This window comes from Mycobacterium sp. 1465703.0 (assembly GCF_001672975.1).
Classification (GTDB): domain Bacteria; phylum Actinomycetota; class Actinomycetes; order Mycobacteriales; family Mycobacteriaceae; genus Mycobacterium.
The window spans coordinates 1-775 of the sequence record NZ_LZKU01000021.1; the positions used below are offsets into that span (position 1 = coordinate 1).

Annotated in this window: 2 protein-coding genes; both read left to right on the plus strand. The window is 67.1% G+C overall.

Annotation, left to right across the window (positions count from 1 at the left end; genetic code table 11):
* The first annotated feature begins 101 nt into the window (after nucleotides 1-101).
* Nucleotides 102-461, plus strand: coding sequence for a hypothetical protein (locus A5625_RS01970; protein ID WP_066988702.1), 360 nt, complete (start codon nucleotides 102-104; stop codon nucleotides 459-461).
* Nucleotides 458-775 (plus strand): helix-turn-helix domain-containing protein (locus A5625_RS01975; RefSeq protein WP_066988703.1); only part of this gene is annotated, 318 nt, incomplete at its 3' end. The genes A5625_RS01970 and A5625_RS01975, both read left to right, overlap by 4 nt.

A 775-nucleotide genomic window follows, 5' to 3' on the forward strand; every position in this document is an offset into this window, starting at 1 on the left:
TCGGTCGATTCGTACTGCCCGCAGCACAAGGGCTTGGTCGACCAGTTCGGCCACGGCACCGCGCCGGCCGCCGCCAACGGCATCGTTCAGGGGCTGGTCGTATGAGCGCGCAACGAACCCCGCGCGACCGCATCGCCGCCGCCGGCGTCGTGGCTGCATTTCTGCTAACCGGCGGGTGCGCAGCGATGAACCACCAAACGCACCACGATTGCAAAGTCACCGGCAAGGACATGCTGTACGACACGTCGGGCGACAAGCACGGCACGTCGACCAAGCGCACGAAGCGGCTATCGACGACGTGCGGCGTCTTCAACGTGTCCGACAACGTGGTCGGCGGCTTCAACAGCTTCGACACGTGGTCACAGCTTGAAGTCGGCCACGTCTACGACATCGAAACCGGCGGCTACCGCATCGGCTTTTTCGGCGAGTTCCCGACCGTCACGAAGGTCACGCCGAAATGACCAACCAGCTCGCACCCGAAGATCAGGCGCGCCGCGACAAGCGCATCGCCGAGCTGACCGCCCAAGAGTTGTCGGCCAGCACAATCGCCAAGCTGGTCGGTGTCAGCACGCGCACCGTCGTGCGGGCCCGGGGCCGCGCCGGCGTCGCCAAGCCGTTCTCGGGTGCGAACCGCATGACGGCCGACGAACAGCGTCGGGCGGCCGCGCTGCTCGACGACGGCGCCAGCTACGGCGAAGTCGCACGCACCCTTGGCCGTTCGCCCGACACGATCATGAAGCACTTTCCCGGCCGTAGCGTGTGGCGGCCGGGCAGC

Coding starts and splice junctions, on each gene's coding strand:
- A5625_RS01970 (WP_066988702.1), top strand. CDS start 102: ATGAGCGCGCAACGAACCCCGCGCGACCGCATCGCCGCCGCCGGCGTC.